Source organism: Salinisphaera sp. G21_0 (assembly GCF_017744115.1).
GTDB lineage: Bacteria > Pseudomonadota > Gammaproteobacteria > Pseudomonadales > Endozoicomonadaceae > Endozoicomonas.
In genome coordinates this window covers 46,857-62,025 of the sequence record NZ_JAGHQW010000002.1, presented here as the reverse complement: position 1 = coordinate 62,025, position 15,169 = coordinate 46,857, and the positions used below count along the sequence as shown (strand labels likewise).

General features: G+C 46.6%; 17 protein-coding genes. 7 read left to right on the top strand and 10 right to left on the bottom strand.

Annotated elements, in window-relative coordinates:
* Positions 1-171: 171 nt before the first annotated feature.
* Positions 172-1,503, top strand: coding sequence for a branched-chain amino acid transport system II carrier protein (brnQ, locus tag J7439_RS01285; protein WP_209199885.1), 1,332 nt, complete (start codon positions 172-174; stop codon positions 1,501-1,503).
* A 43-nt stretch (positions 1,504-1,546) separates the two neighbouring features.
* On the opposite strand, the gene J7439_RS01280 is transcribed toward brnQ, so the two are convergent.
* Positions 1,547-1,837 (bottom strand): PA4642 family protein, encoded by a 291-nt coding sequence (locus J7439_RS01280; RefSeq protein WP_209199884.1) that lies wholly within the window; start codon positions 1,835-1,837, stop codon positions 1,547-1,549.
* Between the two features lie 354 nt (positions 1,838-2,191).
* On the opposite strand from J7439_RS01280, the gene J7439_RS01275 reads away from it, so the two are divergent.
* Together J7439_RS01275 and J7439_RS01270 are read left to right on the top strand one after the other, a co-directional pair.
* A complete protein-coding gene (locus J7439_RS01275) occupies positions 2,192-3,484 on the top strand; it encodes a coiled-coil domain-containing protein (protein ID WP_209199883.1) in 1,293 nt (430 codons plus the stop codon).
* Positions 3,485-3,535: 51 nt separating this feature from the next.
* On the top strand, positions 3,536-5,014 hold the full coding sequence (locus J7439_RS01270) for a hypothetical protein (RefSeq protein WP_209199882.1): 1,479 nt from the start codon (positions 3,536-3,538) through the stop codon (positions 5,012-5,014).
* Positions 5,015-5,088: 74 nt separating this feature from the next.
* On the opposite strand, the gene J7439_RS01265 is transcribed toward J7439_RS01270, so the two are convergent.
* On the bottom strand, positions 5,089-5,646 hold the full coding sequence (locus J7439_RS01265) for a hypoxanthine-guanine phosphoribosyltransferase (protein WP_209199881.1): 558 nt from the start codon (positions 5,644-5,646) through the stop codon (positions 5,089-5,091).
* Between the two features lie 24 nt (positions 5,647-5,670).
* Here J7439_RS01265 and J7439_RS01260 point away from each other — a divergent pair, with 24 nt between their 5' ends.
* From J7439_RS01260 to J7439_RS01250, 3 genes are all read left to right on the top strand, one after another.
* Positions 5,671-5,859, top strand: a complete 189-nt coding sequence (locus J7439_RS01260; protein WP_209199880.1) for a hypothetical protein — start codon at positions 5,671-5,673, stop codon at positions 5,857-5,859.
* 187 nt (positions 5,860-6,046) lie between these two features.
* Entirely contained in the window at positions 6,047-6,673 is a 627-nt protein-coding gene (upp, locus tag J7439_RS01255) for a uracil phosphoribosyltransferase (RefSeq protein ID WP_209199879.1), read from the top strand.
* 23 nt (positions 6,674-6,696) lie between these two features.
* On the top strand, positions 6,697-7,986 hold the full coding sequence (locus J7439_RS01250) for a uracil-xanthine permease family protein (protein ID WP_209199878.1): 1,290 nt from the start codon (positions 6,697-6,699) through the stop codon (positions 7,984-7,986).
* Between the two features lie 45 nt (positions 7,987-8,031).
* Here J7439_RS01250 and J7439_RS01245 read toward each other — a convergent pair whose 3' ends face one another.
* The 5 genes from J7439_RS01245 to J7439_RS01225 form a co-directional block, all read right to left on the bottom strand.
* The gene (locus J7439_RS01245) at positions 8,032-8,376 is read right to left on the bottom strand and encodes an STAS domain-containing protein (protein ID WP_209199877.1); all 345 of its coding nucleotides are present in this window, start codon (positions 8,374-8,376) and stop codon (positions 8,032-8,034) included.
* A gap of 186 nt (positions 8,377-8,562) precedes the next feature.
* On the bottom strand, positions 8,563-8,922 hold the full coding sequence (locus J7439_RS01240; protein WP_209199876.1) for a hypothetical protein: 360 nt from the start codon (positions 8,920-8,922) through the stop codon (positions 8,563-8,565).
* A 9-nt stretch (positions 8,923-8,931) separates the two neighbouring features.
* Entirely contained in the window at positions 8,932-9,381 is a 450-nt protein-coding gene (locus J7439_RS01235) for a hypothetical protein (RefSeq protein ID WP_209199875.1), read from the bottom strand.
* Between the two features lie 7 nt (positions 9,382-9,388).
* Entirely contained in the window at positions 9,389-9,754 is a 366-nt protein-coding gene (locus J7439_RS01230) for a hypothetical protein (protein WP_209199874.1), read from the bottom strand.
* A 231-nt stretch (positions 9,755-9,985) separates the two neighbouring features.
* Complete coding sequence (locus J7439_RS01225; RefSeq protein ID WP_209199873.1) at positions 9,986-10,138, bottom strand: hypothetical protein; 153 nt, start codon at positions 10,136-10,138, stop codon at positions 9,986-9,988.
* A gap of 312 nt (positions 10,139-10,450) precedes the next feature.
* Here J7439_RS01225 and nhaC point away from each other — a divergent pair, with 312 nt between their 5' ends.
* Positions 10,451-11,878, top strand: coding sequence for a Na+/H+ antiporter NhaC (gene nhaC, locus J7439_RS01220; RefSeq protein WP_209199872.1), 1,428 nt, complete (start codon positions 10,451-10,453; stop codon positions 11,876-11,878).
* A 42-nt stretch (positions 11,879-11,920) separates the two neighbouring features.
* Here nhaC and J7439_RS01215 read toward each other — a convergent pair whose 3' ends face one another.
* The 3 genes from J7439_RS01215 to J7439_RS01205 form a co-directional block, all read right to left on the bottom strand.
* Positions 11,921-12,925 (bottom strand): phospholipase A, encoded by a 1,005-nt coding sequence (locus J7439_RS01215; RefSeq protein ID WP_209199871.1) that lies wholly within the window; start codon positions 12,923-12,925, stop codon positions 11,921-11,923.
* Between the two features lie 178 nt (positions 12,926-13,103).
* Positions 13,104-14,471 (bottom strand): MFS transporter, encoded by a 1,368-nt coding sequence (locus J7439_RS01210; protein WP_209199870.1) that lies wholly within the window; start codon positions 14,469-14,471, stop codon positions 13,104-13,106.
* The gene (locus J7439_RS01205; protein ID WP_209199869.1) at positions 14,420-14,854 is read right to left on the bottom strand and encodes a YybH family protein; all 435 of its coding nucleotides are present in this window, start codon (positions 14,852-14,854) and stop codon (positions 14,420-14,422) included. The genes J7439_RS01210 and J7439_RS01205 overlap by 52 nt, the downstream gene beginning before the upstream one ends.
* Positions 14,855-15,169: the final 315 nt, after the last annotated feature.

The following is a 15,169-nucleotide window of genomic DNA, read 5'->3' as shown; positions in this document are numbered from 1 at the left end:
ACACTCATATAGTCAAAGACTCATGTGTGAAATAAAGAGGCCTCTGAGGAGGCCTTTATTTCGCCTCTCCATGCTCACTTCTAACAATACATTCTTTCTGGCCACAGGGGGTGCCATTCTGGTATGGCTGACCGGCCGTTTTCCGGGAAGAATGGGTACAGGGGACAGGTTTTGTCGCAGACGTTAAAAGCCACAGATATCATGGCCACAGGCCTGATGACATTTGCGCTCTTTCTGGGCGCAGGAAATATTATCTTTCCTCCGTTTCTGGGTCATATGGCGGGCACTGAGCTGATGATTGCGATGCTGGGCTTCCTGCTCACTGGAGTAGGCCTGCCGCTGCTGGGTGTGCTTGCCTGTGCTCGTGTCGGTGGTGGTCTGGAAAAGCTGACCACCATTTTTCCGGAAAAAATCGCCATAACCTTTGCTGTTGTTCTGTTTCTGGCTATTGGTCCTTTGTTTGCCGCGCCCAGGACCGCCGTTGTTTCTTATGAGCTGGGTCTTCTGCCGTTTATTGGTGAGTCCGGTGCAGTTTCGCTGGCGCTGTTTTCCATAACGTTTTTTGCGGTTGCGCTGTATCTGGCACTGTTTCCGGGCAGGTTGGTTGGGACGGTGGGTAAAGTGATCACTCCGCTACTGATGGGTGTTCTGGTGATTATTGCCGTTGGTGCTTTGCTTTTTCCCCAGGGAGAAGCTGGCGCTGCCACCGAGTCCATGATCAGTCAGGGCTTCTTTAATGGTTTCCGCGAGGGTTACCAGACCATGGATACTCTGGGGGCGCTGGTGTTTGGCGTGGTCATCATTAATGCCATTCAAAATAAAGGGGTTACGGATACACGGCAGGTTGCGCGCTATACCTTTATTGCAGGCTTGATCGCTTCTGTTGGTTTGTCACTGGTGTACCTGGTATTGGGTTACATTGGTGCTACCAGTCATCAGCTGGTGGGTTCTGTGCAAAATGGCGCAGAAATTATCAGCCTGTTCGTCGACGCGGTGTTTGGTTCCTGGGGGAAGGTGGTACTGGCTATCACTGTTATTCTGGCCTGTTTGACCACTGCGATTGGTTTGCTCAGTGCCTGTGGTGAATATTTTTCCCGGGTATTTCCGGCGTATAATTATCGCACCTGGGTGATTCTCTGCGCCCTGGCCAGCGCATTGATTGCCAATGTTGGATTGAATACATTATTGCAGGTTACCATTCCAGCGTTGCTGATTATCTATCCTGTAGCGATTGCTTTGATTGTGGTGACACTGTTGAAACCGTTTCTGGCGAAACCTGAGCGGGTAATGACGTTTGTGCTTATTCCAGTGGGTCTGATCAGTCTTGTGGAAGGTCTGCATGCCGCTGGCCTGACTTTCATTAAGCCAGCCTACGCAGTGCTTACGCATTTGCCTCTGCAGACAGAGGGCCTGGTCTGGCTGTTACCGGGTATTCTGGGCGGTATTTTTGCGATGATCACGTCATTTCATTCCTCGCAGGACGCCAGGCCTGTTGAGGGATAACAGGCATCAGAGGCTGCCCGTTGTATCGGGCGGCCTCTGATGTTTAATGCCTGGCCGTGTCAGTAAGAGCCTTGAGATACGGTTCACCATGGTGATGTTGTGTGATGGTTTCAGCCAGTGTTTTTCCTTCGCTGTCCCGGGCATCCAGATTCAGGCCGGCTTCCAGATAGAATGGGATAAAACGGGCAAAATCATCCGCTCGCAGGTAGCGGTAGGCTCTTGACAGAATGTGATAGTCTCGACTGCTGCCAACGGCTGGCTGCAGTGTCAGTAGCGCTTTCAGGCGCTCATCACTTAATTCCTCTCCAATGACTTTCTGTTTGTCTTTCTTCATGGCTGACTCACTGTCCAGTGTTTTATGGGTAGGGTTTGTCTGGGCGAAATCGATAAGCAGGTGGATATTCTACTAAGTCGAAAACAAAGATATATAACCCCAATAGGATATTTTGAGATTACGTTAAGCATAAAAAGAATAAAAGAAAATGTTTGCAGCGGGATTTAGACAGGCTCAGATAGTCCATTGCCAGAAAAGCGGTCTGTCCGGCGACATGATTTTGACAAAGAGTTTATTTTACTGGGAATCACCGTCCGGTTGTCTGTTTTCTGAAATCAATATTGGCTTTGTTATTCAAGTTTTCTTGCGCGGCTACAATTGGTTGAGTGATCAAAGGAATGTTTGAGGGCCATTATGGAAAGGGCATCTAATACAGGTTCGCTTAGTTTACAACAACTGGACACGATCAAAAGTCTTCTTCAAGAAGGGAATGAATGTACCATTACATTTGGTCCTAAGGGTACGGTTACCATTACGGCAGTAAAGGTTTTATCAACACCGGGTCTTAAGTTATCAGACCAGGAACCAGGTGCATCCGGACCCAAAAAGATACCCCTTGAGCGGAGAAAAGTTGAGATAGCCGCTGAAAAAGATACGGTATCCATTCGGGAAAAAGTATTTAATAAACTGAAGCAGTTTAATACAAGCGTTAGCGAAAAATTAAAAAGTTCATTCAATAGTATCAAAAAAGCCGTCAAACATGAAAACTGGGAAAAAATTCCAGACACATCAATAAAGGGTGGCTCTGACCAGTTGAAGCTTGAAGCTCAAGTACACAATGACAGCATTGATAAACTTGAGAGCCTTGAGAAACAGGAGGTTGATAAGCAAACAGAACTGGATACGCTCAAGCAGCTCTACAAAGATACCATTAAGGTTTGTGAAAATCCTGAAGGCGCGATCCATAGCAAAAAGAAAATAACTCTCCCAATTCCTATTGAAGGCGCTGATCCTGTGATAATTGCATCAACGGATCCTGATGCTCGGGAAGCTCTGGTAGATATGGTTATTAAACAGGTTGAAAGTTCAGGTTTGTCTGATCGAATGGAACAGCTTGATTCAGACATAAAACAGCTAAAAACTGAGCAGAAGCAGTTGAAAACTTCATTAAAAGAAAATGGTAAAGAAATTCTCAAACATTTTAATGAGCAACAGCATACCCTGGAACAGGGCAAGGGTAGAAATACCAAGCTGTCTGAATTACAGGATACGTTGACTGAGCAGCGTATCAAGCTGGATGATAAGGTTGACCAGTTGCAGGCTGAAATCAGAGCACTGAAAACAGAGAAACAACAAGCACAGGAATACGTTGCTGAGCAAAAGAAGCTTCTGTCAAACTTGAAAAAAGAACTGAGTCTGCTCAGTAAGATCCCACAAGAGCGTGAGGGAATACCGGAAGCATACAGTGGTACGGTGAATAGAATTCAGGAAGCGCAAGAGAGTATTGAAATTGGTAGTGCCAGGTTGAAAGCAATACCCGGTGAGATGAAGGAGAAAAAAGCAGAGCTTGATACTAAGATGAAAGAAGTGGAAAGCTTGCAAAAAGGCAAAGAACTGAAACAACAAGAGAAAGCTGACAAGAGAGAAATTAAAGCTGAACAGAATATGCTTAAACAGCAATTAGGTAAAAATCTTCGGAAAAAATAATCTTTTATCCAAAAAACATTCTAAAACCATGGAAAGGAAGGAGTCATAAAGATGACCGCTATAAGTAACAACCGAGTTGATCAAATTCAAAAACTACCTTTTGCTATAGAAGCAGAAATGGTTAACCCAGAAAAAGGATTTTTGAATGGAAAAGAGGTCACTATTCAGGAAATTGATCCAAAGGAATTTATCGGTATCCAGATTTCTGCGGACAAGTATGAAACACTTCCTAAAAGCATCAGGCCTGTAAAGATTGCCTTTAAAGATTTTCGTCAGTGGTTCAGTAAATGCCGCCCTGTAAAAGGATTAAAGCATTTGGTGATGGGCAAAGGCAAGAGGATGGTGAAAAAACAAAGCTGGGGAAAAATTTCTGATCCTCAGGCTGAAAAGGCTCTAAAAGCTACTGGCAGTGATGACAAAAAGCAGATACTGGCAGAAGAAATTAAGAAATTTAATACAGGTTTGGAGACGCTTGGTCAGAAGAAAAAGGATATTAATACGTTAAAAATGCAGAATGATGAATTCAGTGAAAAGTACAAAACTATATTGGCTATTGTTGACGGGGATTTGACCTCCTTACGTAAAGGGTCAGTGATTGTTTTACCGCCGGTCACTGAGGGCGGGGACCCTCAGTTGGTAGTCTTGAATAGTAAATCAGAGAGAGTACGCAAAAGTGATGTGAATAAACTTAAGGACATTTTCATGAATAGTAAAGCTTATAAGGACTTTACCAGTAATATAAATAGAGTTTACGAAATTGAAGGTGAGCGTAATGAATTAAAGTCACTTTTGTCTAAGCAAGCAAAAAATTTAAAAAAAGAACATAAGGATCTTATTAGTGAGAGAGCTGCGGAATCCAAAGCTGTGTTGGCCACTCAGCAAAAGGAGGAGCAGGCTCAAACAATCTTAAAATTAGTGACCGAAATTCAAGATAAATATCTTGAAAAAATAGATCCCCAAATTGAGGCCAAAATCACTGAGATTGATGATCTTGGTGAAAAAATAAAAGAATATCAAGAAAAAATTGGTGAATCCCAGGATTTGATTCCCGAAAAACAGACCAGGTTAGAAATTGTCGAAGATGCGTTAGCGTCCGCTAGCAATGCTGAGGCTAATCTGACTGGGGATGCAGTCAAAATTATAAACGTAAATGAAGATCAACTTAAAGCATTTAATGAAGAAAGACATAGTCTTCTTAAGGAAATTGACGCTAAACGGATTGAAATTGAAGAAGCAGAAGGAAAACTGAAAGAAGTTGAAGCCAATCACATGCTGGCTATGGAAGATTTACAAAAACTGAATGCTGATAAAAATAAAGAGCTGAAAGCATTGGATAAACATCGTAAGAAAATCCAAAAGGATTTTGATGATGTCGCTTTGAAGATAAGCAAAGAATTTGATCGAGAGGTCAAGAATGAACAAAAAGCGGTAGCCAAAATTCTCAGTGGCTCTGGATTTAAAAAGAAAGACACTGCCCAATCACAAATTGTCCAACCACAAATTGACCAGGAAAATAATCCTGAAGCATAACACTGGCGAAATGGGTTAACCCAAATCAAAAAGCCTCCGGACCGGAGGCTTTTTTTCTAAGAAATCGCAGGATTTCAGTGACCTTTCAGGGCATAAATGCCATTGGCATTACGCCAGTAACCCTGATAGTCCAGGCCGTAGCCAAAAATATAGCGATCTTCGATTTCCAGGCCGGTAAAGTCAGCCTTCAGGCCCGGACGGGCTTTACGGTCATGCTTTTTATCCACCAGAACCGCAGTCAGAACGCTGGCAGCACCTTCTTCCTTACAAAAATCGATAATTGCGTCGAGAGTATGCCCTTCATCCAGAATATCGTCGATGATCAGGACGGTACGATTTTTGATGTTCTGGGTTGGGCGAACTTTCCACTCCAGGCCGCCACCGGTCAACTGGTCCCGGTAACGGGTTGCATGAACGTAGGAGGCTTCCAGGGGGAACTGCATGTGAGTCAGCAGTTTGCCGGTAATCACCAGCCCTCCATTCATTACGCAGAATACCAGCGGGTTGCTATCCGCCAGCTGGTGGGTAATGTTGCGTCCCATGGTGGCGATGGCATCTTCAATCTGCTGCTCGTTATAGAGACAGTCGGCTTCATCCATCACTTGCCGGATATGGTCGAGATCAACAGACATGTTGTGCAAACCCTGATCGTTTGATTGGCGGCCGGTCACGCCAGTGAGTCAACTCATGCAGTACAGGTGTCGGACACCCTGGCGAGCGGCAGTCCATTTTTGATTAAAAAACCATTTTTACTCTCCTGTGGAGAGCTGGAAACAGTTTTCACGAAAAGCAAAGCAGGAAAAAATACCGTTGTTGTCGTCAATGGGCAAGAGAAAACTACATGATTGTTGCGGTTGTAAAAACCTATGGGCAGTGCGGACATCCTGTGGGAGAATAAGAAGGTTTAGGCGTTGAAAGCTTTTGCACGATCATTCTCTCAATGAGTGCTTACTCAGAAACGTTTTCTATCTCAGCCATTCATTTTTTACTTCATTACCCATCCACCTCCAATTCAGACAGTTGAGGTCATGCATGAGCGTACAGGAAATCAGGCATCCGCTGGTACAACACAAGCTGGGACTGATGCGATCCCATGATATCAGTACCAAGGGCTTCCGTACCCTGGCCAGTGAGGTTGGCAGCCTTCTGACCTACGAAGCAACCAAAGACCTGGAGCTGGAAGATACGGTGATTGAAGGCTGGAATGGTCCGGTGACCGTTCAGCAAATCAAGGGTAAGAAAATTACCATTGTACCGATTCTGCGTGCCGGCATTGGTATGATGGATGGCGTTCTGGATATGATCCCCAATGCCAAGGTCAGTGTGGTGGGCCTGTACCGCGACGAAGAAACCCTGGAACCGGTGCCTTACTTTGAAAAACTGGTCAGTAATATCGATGAGCGTATTGCCCTGATCCTGGATCCAATGCTGGCTACCGGTGGTTCCATGTTGGCGACTATCGATATGCTGAAGAAGGCAGGTTGCAAAGAGATCCGCTGCCTGGTGCTGGTGGCTGCGCCGGAAGGTATTGAAAAGATCTGCTCAGCGCATCCTGACGTGAAGCTTTTTACCGCATCTGTTGATCAGGGGCTTAATGACAACGGTTATATCATTCCGGGCCTGGGTGATGCCGGTGACAAGATTTTTGGTACACGATAAGTAACGAATAAGGATAACCAACAATGAGTCATTCAGCACAGTCGGGGGAAACCCTGCAATCAGAGATGTCGCTCTGGCGGCAGGCACTGATGGGCGGACAGATGCTGTTTGTTGCCTTTGGTGCCCTGGTTCTGGTGCCGTTGCTGACCGGGTTGGATGCCAATGTAGCGTTCTTTACCGCAGGTATCGGTACTCTGATTTTCCAGCTGATCACCCGTCGGCAGGTGCCTGTCTTTCTGGCATCTTCTTTTGCCTTTATTGCGCCGATGACGTTCAGTATTCAATCCTGGGGCCTGGCGGCCACCATGGGCGGCATCATGGCAGCCGGTGTGCTCTATGCCATATTGAGTGTCCTGGTCAGGTTGCGTGGATCCGGCGTACTTTACCGGCTGTTTCCACCCGTGGTGGTCGGGCCGGTGATTATGGTGATCGGCCTTGGCCTGGCACCGGTTGCCGTGGGGATGGCAACATCGCCTGTTGAAGGGTTAATCTCTGCTGATCAGGCTCTGTTCCTGGCTGCGATCTCGCTGCTGGCCACCCTGCTGGTGGCAACCATGGCCGGTGGGATTCTGCGACTGATTCCCATCATCTGTGGTATTGGTGCAGGCTATATTGCCGCAGTGATCATGGGTGTTGTGGACTTTCAGCCTTTGTTTGACCGCCCCTGGTTTGCTATTCCGAATTTCACCACCCCGGAACTTAATTGGAATGCGGTGCTTTATATGATTCCGGTGGCCATTGCCCCTGCCATTGAGCACATTGGTGATATGCTGGCGATCAGTTCGGTGACCGGGAAAAAGTATCTGGAAAAGCCGGGGCTGAAAAATACACTGCTCGGTGATGGCCTGGCGACGACGGCTGCGGGTATGTTGGGTGGGCCGCCCAATACCACCTATTCAGAAGTCACGGGAGCGGTGATGCTCACCAAAGCCTACAATCCCGCTATTATGACCTGGGCCGCAGTCATTGCCATTGGTGTGGCGTTTATCGGCAAAATTGGTGGATTCCTGTCAACCATTCCGGTGCCGGTGATGGGCGGTATTATGATGCTGCTATTTGGCTCCATTGCCGTTGTTGGCCTTAACACTCTTATTAAGGCAAGGGTTGACCTGGGACAGCCCCGCAACCTGGTGATTGTCTCTATCGTGCTGGTATTTGGTATCGGTAATATGGGCATTTCACTGGGTGAATTTTCACTGAAGGGCGTCAGTCTTTGCGCACTGACAGCAGTCATTCTGAATTTGCTGCTACCCCATCGTGCCGGGGAAGATCGATACCAGTCTGCTGAAGCTGGCAAAGAAGACATTGCCTGAGAAGCGGAAAAAGGCGGTACTGTTTTTTAGTGCCGCCTTTATGGATCAGGCTGATGCTGACTGTTTTTTTTGATTCTGCTCCTGCGTGTTCATCTGGATGAAATACGTAATGCCGCATAACTCCATCAGTGAGGCAACATTATTGGGTACGTTATAAAGCGAGAGATAGAAATGTCCTGCCAGCTGTACCTGACAATGAAGGAGTAATTGCAACCCATCGCTACTGATGCTTTTGAGTAGCGTGCAATCCAGTACAATATGGCTGGTGTCGATTCTGGTTGCATTCTCTACAGCATTCTCCAGTATTTGGATGGTACTGGCATTAAGATCGCCATCCAGAATAATCAGTGTGTAGTTTTGATAGCTTTCGAGATTAATGGTTAATTCCATACTCCTTCTCCCGGTGTGATCCCTTAATGATCGAAATAGTAAGGGCTGGGGCTTTGTTTTTGCATAACACTCTGGTTACAGGGTCTGACAATATTGCCAAGCCATAGTTCATTTCAGGAGGTTTTTTTTGCGAGGAATGTTTTGCGGTAATTGGTTGAAATATAAATTATTTTTTAGTTTGACAAATCATTTCCATGCCAGTTTCGAAGCTTTTTCGTACATCTTGAGTTTGGCTTCCAATTGCTTTACACGAGCTTCTTTATCTCGAAGCTCCAGTTGATAAAGATCATTACACTGGAGTCTCGCCGGTCCGCCAAATTTATACACGAGCTTCACACCAAACTTATTATTATCTCTTGCGCTATTGTTGTGTCCTCTTTCATACTGATTATCGTAATCGTCATTTCCCATTTCAGCATAGGTCTCCATACTCCATGGAGAATCATCAGCATCGAAAGAACAGGAGATTCCATCAGCAGTACGAATTGAGTCAGCAAATACATGCATGGAAAGCGTCATAGCGGCAATAGTAATAAGTTTCTTCATTTGTCTCTCTTACTTGTGCTGAACGGTCAGAGTGATGATCGCGTCATACGTTCCTGCTTTGACATCTGTCCGTTTGATATTCACGAACTGAGCTGTAGCAGGATACACTTTGTCTGATTTCAGATTGATGAAATCAGCACCGTCGGCTATCTTGTGGGCATTTGAGCCAATACCCATATAGAGACCATCTTTAAGATCATTAACAGGTTGACCCGATGGAGTATTCAGGGATGCCAATTCGGCACGGACAGTCAATGTTTCTCCCGTATTGGAAATAACTTTGAATGTCGTTGGATTGGAAGCAGCTTCTCCTTTGAATCGAAGAGCACCTTGTGCATCGGTAATTTCGATTCCATACATTGGATCAACGTCAGTAGAAAACTGCATTTGATTATCATCAAGAGCCATTGCAGAAGTAGAAACGAAAAGTGTAGCAGCGAAAATGGATTTGATGTTCATGATTTCCTCAAATAATGAATACGAGATCAGCGTTGGTACAAACACGAGTCCTGAATAGATCACTCTCACCGGGGATCGAAACAGAACAGATTTGAAACCTCTGTGGTTTATTTGATGTTTTGAATATAAGAGGTACATCAATCTTCATGGTGGAATGAGCCCGGATCACTCCAGTTGTATCAATCACTTCACCATCTACAGTGATTTCATAGTCAGACGATTTCGACATCGATGACACTTTGATCTCTACTGTTGTGACTCGTGTCATTCGAATCGCTTCTTCGATATTGTCTTTGCCACCAATGTGAATTGGACTTTGTGTCTGGGCAAAAACAGAAGACGAAAACATCAATGCTAAAAATAATTTTTTCATTATTAGTCAGGGGGATTGCCTTCCCTTCTCCTGGATTCAAGAGCCATTTCAGAATCAACTGGATCGAAAGAAGTGGCCAGTAGGGTGGCAACAAAAGTGATATTAAATTTGGTTTTCTTAAATTACATATTCAACTCCAAAATTAATAACTTCACTAAATTTGAACGATGATTTTACCATCTTGATTAATAAAACAATATTTACGTTACTTATGAGTCTTATCAGTTACGGCTACGCGATATCCTTCAGGCCAATAACAATGGATGTTGTTCGGGTGGCGATCCAGGCAAAATCCAGCTCAGGCCCTGTGTTGACTTGCGGCAACTCGCCAGGGGCGTGAATGGTTCCACCATTGATGTAAAACAGCACTGTATCGTACTGCAATGGTGGTGGCTTAAAGAGGGTTAACCGATGTTGCCATCAAGGGAAATCCACTGAAGCCTTCTCTCCCTGCCGCCAGCGCAGGGAGACCAGGTTGGTATGGATGATGCCTGCCTCAGGGGATAAGTCATCACGCCTGACGGTTGTTGAAGAGATCCCGATTATCGTCCGGCAGAGTAATATTTTTGTCATTACACTTGCTAAATAGATTGATTGGGATATAAATCCATCAAATTCTTAAAAATAACGTAATTTCATACTGGGAAATAAATATTTATATCTGGCTATTTGCCCAGTATCCAAAGGAGTTCTGGTTTGGCTGTATCGACTTCGGCAGAAACATCATGGAAAGAGCCCGGTTTTCTCCATGCTTTTATCACCCTTGCTGCAATCATTGGCGTCATTAGTGTCGGGCTTTTTGTTCTGGAAACCAGCCTGCACAGCTTGATTCTGTTGTCCCTGATGATCGCTTCCATCAGTGCCTTTGCCCTTGGCTATGACTTTCGTGCCATTCGGGGTGCCATGAATGCCGGGATTAGCGGAGCGCTGACGGCGATTTATATTTTTATTCTGATCGGGGTACTGATCGCTGCGTTTATTCAAAGTGGTACGCTGGCAACATTGATTTACTACGGTATTGAATTTGTCAGTCCGGCGCTTTTCCTGCCTGCCGGGTTGCTTCTCTGTAGCCTGATGTCCCTGGCCACTGGTACCAGCTGGGGAACGGTTGGCACCATGGGGGTTGTCCTGATGGGGATCGGGACCACCATGGGCATACCCGCTCCCCTGGTTGCCGGAATGGTTATCTCAGGTGCCTGCTTTGGTGACAAGATGTCACCGGTTTCTGATACCACTAACCTGGCTGCCATGACCTCAAGAGTTGATCTCTACTCCCATATTCAGAGCATGCTGTTTACTACAGGACCGGCCTATCTGCTGGCCCTGGTGATATTCTCGCTAATGGGGCTCGGTTACGCTGAGAACCCGTTGCCCGCTGAACAGTTGTCCGCCATGCAAGTGGCTTTAAAGGATACCTTCACGATCAATGCACTGACTTTGTTACCGCTGATCGCCATGTTGTTGCTCAGTATGGCCCGTGTTGCCGCAGAGCCCAGCATGATGGTGGCATCCTCTGTTGCGGTGGTGCTGGCTATCGTCCTGCAGGATCAGAGTCTGCCCACGGTGCTTAACAGTCTTTATGGCGGCGGCACGGTTGCGACTGGCCTGGAGAGCCTGGATGCATTGCTTGGACGAGGGGGTATCACCTCAATGATGTGGACACTGTCATTATCTCTTATGGCCCTGGCATTGGGTGGTATTCTGGAGCGTTGCCGTTTTTTGCAGGTGCTTATACAAACGATTGTGATAAAAATAACCAGGGCATCCACTCTGGTTGCGACCACCGTTATTGCCTGCTTCACGGGAAATCTGACCATGGGGGAAGCTTACATATCGATCATATTGGGTGGTCAGCTGTTCAGTGAAGCCTATGATCGAAAGGGCGTAGATCGCCGTGTGCTTTCGCGCTCTCTGGAAGAAGGGGCGACACTCACCACAGCGCTTATACCCTGGACTACCGGGGGTGCGTTTTTTGCCTCGACGCTGGGTGTTGCCGTTATTGAGTATGCGCCCTGGGCTCTTTTAAACTGGCTCAGTCCGGTTCTTGCTGTGGTACTTGCCATGATGGGTTTTGGTCTGTTCCGCAAAGGCCAGGATCTTCAACAAACCAGTCCGGCAGTTTAAACATTTAACGGGAAGTGTTCAGGGCTTCCCTTGTTTCCGGGGTTATAACCAGTCGGTCAGCATGACGCCAATGCTCAGTCGATTAGCGCTATCGTTGTAATCAATCAGGCTTTCACCGTAGCCATTGAAGTATTGAATATAACCCCGGAATCTTTTGTTAATTGGAAATGACCAGTCCAGTTGAACGGCACCTTTGTTATCACTTCGCAAATTATTTCTTAACGTCATGCCAAGATTGTGCTCCCGGACCTGGTAACCCAGATGCAACTCACCATGGCCCATATACTTTTCAATATCAGGGTTATCATCCCCCCGGGAACTGCTTTGCTGGCCGGGCTTTTTTTCCGGCTCCGGAATCCGCCACCAGGGTTTGATGCTCACCACAACATTGTCTCTGGAAAAAACCAACTGTGCGTAGATTCTGTTCCAGCTTCTGGAAAGTTCTCCGCTGCGACCATTGGACTGGTGAGTCAGCCCGGCAAAAACCGCATTTAATTCAAATCCCCAGAGCTGATGGTTGGTGGGGAAAACCATATACACTTCCGGCTCATGATTGGTTTCCCGAAAGGGTGCCGAGTTACTGTTATAAGCCTGCCACCAGGAGGTGTTGGTGTAGGCAACGAAGATATCACCGTAACCATTGAATACTCCCTGGGCCAGGGGAGCTTTCATACTCAGTTGAAACTTGATCTCGGTACTGGAGAAATCATCAATATTCCGGATTTCAAAGGGGCTTGGGTTAGGGCTTTTATTGTAGGAAATGGGTAGCAGGTAGTTGGGTCGGTGAGGTGTGATGGCAAACCGGTTGTCCAGAGTTTCTTCTTCTTCCTGTAACCGCTGTTCAACGACGTTATCAGCGTCTTCCGTACTTTCAGCGACAACTGTCTGGCATTGCTGGCGGATTTCAGCCAGTGTCAGTGAATCAGCACCTTCTTTGAGTTGTTTGTATAAACAGTCGTTATAAGCATCAGAATAGGCCGCTATTGGCAACAGGCATAGGGTTAGCGCTGGAAAAAACGAACTTTTATACCAAATCAATGCATTCATTATTAAGCCTTGCATTTGTTATCTGAAGCTAATTTATACAGGAAATTATCCTGTTGGCTATTGATGATTACAATAAATCAATGGATGGCCTGTGCGTTGACCCGCTTTGCATTTCAGGCCAGAAATTGTTTCGACGCACAATCCCCTGGTTCAAGGAAATGTATTTTGGCTGGCAGACTTAAAGATTTCTTTCCTCATCGAACTGGTCCGTTGTCAGCTGAACGTTTGGCCAGGGAATAAACAGGGCGATCAGGCTGATCACAGCAATAAGAGAAAGGTAGATAGCCGGTCCCGTGGTATTACTGGAGTATTTAGCCAGTAATGTTGAGGTAAAAGGGGCGATGCCGCCAAAAATTGCAAACCCGAAATTGTAGCAGGTGGCAATGCCGGTATAGCGAATCTCCGTTGGAAAAAAACTGATCAACAATGGCGGCAGTGCACCCGATGCAGTTGCTGCCAGCAGGCCACAGATCAACAGGATCTTATTCAGTTCGGCGTCCGGTGACGAGAAGTACTGAAACGCTGGCCAGGAAGTGGTGGCGACAACAATGGCCATAATGCCCAGAATCAGTTTGTGATTCATCAGGTCGGACAGCAGCCCGAATATCAGACAGAGTGGCGATAGCATCAAAAACGCCAGGGTGGTGTGCCAGGCAACGGCTTCCCTGGGAAACCCCAGCAGCGACGAGAGGAAACCCGGCATGTAAATGCTGTAGATAGTCACGGTTGATCCACACAGGCCAATGGTCATGAGCCCGCAGATAACCCCCCGGGTATGTTGTGTGAAAAGGAGAACAATCGGTATGGAAGCCTGTGCTTTGGTCTGGTCCAGTGCTTCGAAAAATCCGGATTCGGAGAAGTGTTTGCGAATGTGATAGCTGATGATTCCGAGGGATCCACCGACCCAGAAAGGGACACGCCAGCCCCACTCCTTCATGGCTTCTGCCGGAAGGTACATTTCAAGCATGCCATGCACGAATGTCCCGAACGATACACCAATCATAATGGCCAGAAACAGAATGCCGATCACCAACCCGCGTCTTTCAGGTGTTGTCTCACTGAGATAAGTGATGGCTCCCGGAATTTCTCCCCCCAGGGAGAACCCCTGCAGTAAGCGTAACAGGATCAGCGTGATGGGGGCTGCTGAACCTATACTGTTCCATCCGGGCAGGCAGCCCATCAATGCGGTGGTTACTGCCATCAGAAAGATGGAAAAGGTAAAGGTCTTTTTACGGCCATAGCGGTCCCCGAAGTGGCCAAAGACAACACCACCGAAGGGACGGGTCAGGTAACCAATGGCAAAGGTGGCAAATGTGTTGATTAATGAGGTGATATGGTCCTCAGCAGGAAAAAAGTTCTCGGCAATATAGCTGGCCATCAAGCCATATATCAGGAAATCGTAAATCTCCAGCATGCCTCCCAGTGATATGGAAGATGCCAGCTTGTATTGACTGGAAGATGCGGTAATGCATCGTTTGGGCGTTGTTTGAGTCATTAATCCGGTAGAAAGTGGGTTGGTGAAACATGCAGGTGATGGATAAGCCATCTGCCATCGTGTTTTTTAAGCAGGTGAGTGGCTCTCAGGGACTGCTCTTCTTCAAGCTTTTCTTCCCCGGGCTTTTCTTCCCCAGTTTTTCGCAGCGTGGACAGTACCCACAGGCTCCCGGAAACAATGGTGTTTTCATCCGCATAAATCTCTTCAAGCCGGAAATTGACCGATTTGATATCAAATCGCCGGAACAGTTCTTCATACCAGAGGGTTAACTGGTCAACAGAGGTAATGGTGTCACCCTCAGCGTTCCAGAAAAGCAGACCCGGATCGGGTTGGTAGTGACCGATGATTGCGTCGAGATCCTTACGGCAATAGCTGTCAGCGATCTCTGAGAAAAACTGGTCTACCAGTCTGGTTGCCAGGTCGAGGTCAGCCATGGCTGTTTTCTCCCCTGTCAATGGAGTTCAATGCCAATCGGGTTTGGAGCATCGATTAAGAATAGCCCCCGTTTTGACAGCCGAATAAAACAATATGACTAATAATGAAAAATCAGTGGTTGTGTTGGAGTTACAGCCCAGGCTTTGGAGAGGTTTTATATACCTTTAAGAAATAATGCTCCTTTCATGTGGCTGACTAAACCATCAGCATCTATCTTTCTTATCATTCCTGAGACCTGTTGCTGCGAGCATTGGATGCGGATATTGGTGTTGACCCTGGCCTCCATAGTTTGCCGCCTTATAGGGTGTTCATCC